Here is a 3641-nt window from a genome sequence, read left to right as displayed (position 1 = left end):
TGTCGATGTACAAATAGGCTACCGTGAAACTGCGAGAGAGGAACATAATATTGAACAGGCTAAGTTCCCCACAGGAGTTGGAGGCACTGAGAGAGTCGATAGTGCGGAACCGGGACACCAGCCGGCGGTGCCTGACCATCTGCGGCGGTACGGGCTGCCTTGCCCTGGGGGCCGAGGACCTCATCGCTGCCTTCAGGAGTGAAGTGGAGTCGCGGGGGTTGAACTCCGGGGTAGATATCAGGGTCACAGGGTGCCCGGGCTTCTGTGAGAGAGGGCCGCTGGTTGTTATCGAACCGGAAAATATCCTCTATCAGCGCGTCAGGCCGAAGGACGTGGCCGAGATAGTCTCGGAGACCATTGTCAGCGGCAAGATTATTGACCGGCTGCTATATGTCGACCCGAACACCGGGCAGCAAGCGGTTCACGAGAGCGAAGTCCCGTTCTACAAGAAACAGCTGCGACTTCTGCTGGCGGACAACTCCAGGATTGACCCCAACAACGTCAATGATTACATCGCGTTGGGCGGTTACTCTGCCTTGGTCAAAGCCATCTTTAAGATGTCTCCGGTCGAGGTGCTCGAGGAAGTCAGGAAAGCAAACCTGCGCGGGCGCGGTGGTGGCGGCTTCGCTACCGCAAGGAAATGGCAGACCACCCGTGACGCTGAGGGGGAGCCGAAGTACGTCATCTGCAACTGTGATGAGGGCGACCCCGGTGCATTCATGGACCGGAGTCTCATGGAAGGTAATCCCCATTCCGCCATTGAAGGTATGCTAATCGGTGCCTATGCCATCGGGTCGAACGAGGGATTCATCTACGTACGCAATGAGTACCCGCTGGCCGTGCTGCATGCCGGGACCGCCATCCGGCAGGCGGAGGAATGCGGGCTTCTGGGCGATAACATCTTCGGCTCCGGCTTCAGTTGTCGCATCAGCATCAACCGTGGCGGCGGTGCCTTTGTCTGCGGTGAATCAACGGCCCTGATGGCCTCGCTTGAAGGTAAAGTCGGTGAGCCTCGGGCAAAATATATTCATACCTCGGAGAAGGGACTCTGGGAAAAGCCGACCAATCTCAATAACGTCGAAACATGGGCAAACGTGCCCCTGATTATTAATAAGGGCGCTGACTGGTACCGGCAGATTGGCACCGAAAACAGTAAAGGTACCAAGATATTCTCACTGGTGGGTAAGGTCAACAATACCGGCCTGGTGGAAGTGCCCATGGGCATGACACTGCGCGAGATTGTCATGGACATTGGCGGCGGTGTTCCCAAAGGGAAGAAGCTCAAGGCCATTCAGACCGGTGGCCCTTCCGGCGGCTGCATCCCGGAAAGTATGCTCGGTATTCCCGTCGATTTCGACGAACTGGACAAGGTCGGCTCGATGATGGGCTCCGGCGGGATGATTGTCATGGACGAGACCAACTGCATGGTAGATATCGCCAGGTACTTCATCTCCTTCCTTGAAGGCGAGTCCTGCGGTAAGTGCGTACCCTGCCGCGAAGGCCTCAAGAGGATGCGTGAGATACTGACCGGCATTACCGAGGGCAGGGGAGAAGAGGAGGACATCGAGCGACTGGAACATCTATCGGAGACGCTCACGGATAGCGCCCTCTGCGGACTGGGCCAAACTGCTCCCAACCCGGTACTAACGTCGATACGCTACTTCCGGGACGAGTATCAGGCCCATATCAGGGATAAGCGCTGTCCTGCGGGTGTATGCAAAGCACTGATAACCTACTCTATTTCCGACAAATGCCCCGGGTGCGGTCTTTGCATCAAGACCTGCCCCCAGGGAGCGATAACGCTGGTTGAAAAGAAGAAGCCGGTGCTCCTCGACCAGGAGAAATGCATCAAGTGCGGCGCCTGCTATGACGTCTGCCGCCTGGACTCCGTAATAGTAAAGTGAGGACAATCAGGATATGGTGACATTGACGATTGACGGCAAGGTCATTGAAGCTGAAGAAGGAACGATGGTGCTTGATGTTGCCACTGCGCATAATATCCATATTCCCGCCCTCTGTGCTCACGAGTCCGTCAGTCCCTATGGAGCCTGCCGACTCTGCCTCGTCGAGGTAAAGACCAGTAGCGGAAGAGAGAGACTGGTTACTTCCTGCCTGTATCCGGTAGAAGAAGGCCTGGAAGTGAAAACGAGTACCGAAAGAGTCCGGCGTAACCGGCAGACGATAATCGACCTTTTACTCGCTCGCTGTCCGGAGTCGGAGGTCATTCAGGACATGGCCCGGCAGCTTGGTGTCGAGAAAACTTCCTATCCGCAGGAAGACCATGGTAGCTGTATCCTCTGTGCTCTCTGTGTCCGGGCCTGCGAGGAAGTAGTCGGGGTATCGGCCATCAGTCTGGTCAACCGGGGTGTTGAACGTGAGATGGCGATTCCTTTCTATGATGATTCCAATGCCTGCATTGGATGTGGCTCCTGTGCCTATATCTGTCCCACCGGGGCAATTAAAATGGAGGATTCCGGCGATACCCGGACTATAACCATGCCCGGCAATGTGATAGAATTCAAGCTGGCGAAGTGCAGTGTCTGCGGCGACTACTTTGCTCCCGAGAAGCAGCTTGAATACATGGCCCGGAAAGCAAGCCTGGAGCCGGACTTCTTCGACCGCTGTATTAACTGCCGGGACTAGTGTAGTGTCTCGTATATATCTTTACGTATGATGGATGTTGATGTCATTCCAGCGCAGGCTGGAATCCAGGGGACAAACACGTATCCCGTATCGAGTCTAGCAGGGTGATGAAAAAGGGGAGTCCAGAGAGGTTTCGCCCCTTCTGAGGGACGCCCCCTTATGGCAGGGGTCTGGGGGTGTCCCCCAGATATAATCTTTCCCCCCTTCCGCAGAAGGCTCCTTCCTGGACAGGAAGGGGAAGGCGGCCCAGATGGGCCACACGGGGATTGGTCGAAAAGGTTTTTCATAGGCTTGCTATAATGACAGGGACTGTAAAGGCATTTGTTAGACACTACATTAGCCGACCGCTAGCTGCGGTGAAAAGGCAGCCCGCGGTTCCTGGTTCAGACAACGGGGTGTAGCTCAGCCAGGTTAGAGCGCGGCGTTTGGGACGCCGAGGTCGGAGGTTCGAGTCCTCTCACCCCGACCAGTGCCTTTACCAGAAGGAGGGAAGAGTCATGGACTATGAGACCATCATTCTTGAGAAAAGGGGTAATATCGCCGTACTGACTCTGAACCGACCGGAAAGACTCAACGCGTTGAGTCCGCAGATGACCGGGGAGCTGTCGGCAGCTCTTGATGAAGTCGACGATGACGATGAGGTGACGGTGCTGGTGATTACCGGTGCCGGACGAGGCTTCTGCTCCGGAGCGGATGTTGGTGGCATGGCCGGTGGCAGCCAGCAGAATGAAGGCAGCACCCGGAATGCCGAGGCGCTGAGGCAGGGCCTCATCCGTTCCGCGGGGAGGGTACAACCGAAGCTTCAGAAACTCAAGAAACCGACAATCGCCATGGTCAACGGAGCTGCTGTCGGTGCCGGATGCGATCTGGCGATGGCCTGCGACCTCAGGACAGGCTGTGAAAAGACCCGGTTCATGAACGCCTTCGTCCGGATAGGGCTTTTCCCCGGATGGGGTGGCACCTGGCTCTACCCTCGCGTAATGGGTGTCGGTCGTGCC

General features: G+C 56.5%; 3 protein-coding genes and 1 tRNA gene. All 4 read left to right on the top strand.

The window, feature by feature from the left end; genetic code table 11:
* Positions 1-50 precede the first annotated feature (50 nt).
* Positions 51-1904, top strand: coding sequence for an NADH-quinone oxidoreductase subunit NuoF (locus VMW13_04455; GenBank protein HUV44065.1), 1854 nt, complete (start codon positions 51-53; stop codon positions 1902-1904).
* Between the two features lie 13 nt (positions 1905-1917).
* Positions 1918-2643: a 2Fe-2S iron-sulfur cluster-binding protein gene (locus VMW13_04450; protein ID HUV44064.1), complete on the top strand. Its 726-nt coding sequence runs from the start codon at positions 1918-1920 to the stop codon at positions 2641-2643.
* Between the two features lie 391 nt (positions 2644-3034).
* Positions 3035-3112: transfer RNA gene (locus VMW13_04445), tRNA-Pro, on the top strand.
* 28 nt (positions 3113-3140) lie between these two features.
* Positions 3141-3641: enoyl-CoA hydratase/isomerase family protein (locus VMW13_04440; protein ID HUV44063.1), on the top strand; the 501-nt coding region annotated here is incomplete at its 3' end.

The organism is Dehalococcoidales bacterium (genome assembly GCA_035529395.1).
Classification (GTDB): domain Bacteria; phylum Chloroflexota; class Dehalococcoidia; order Dehalococcoidales; family Fen-1064; genus DUES01.
Note: the sequence above shows the minus strand (reverse complement) of the source record. Positions and strands in the feature narration are given on the sequence as shown.

Coding starts and splice junctions, on each gene's coding strand:
- VMW13_04450 (HUV44064.1), top strand. CDS start 1,918: ATGGTGACATTGACGATTGACGGCAAGGTCATTGAAGCTGAAGAAGGA.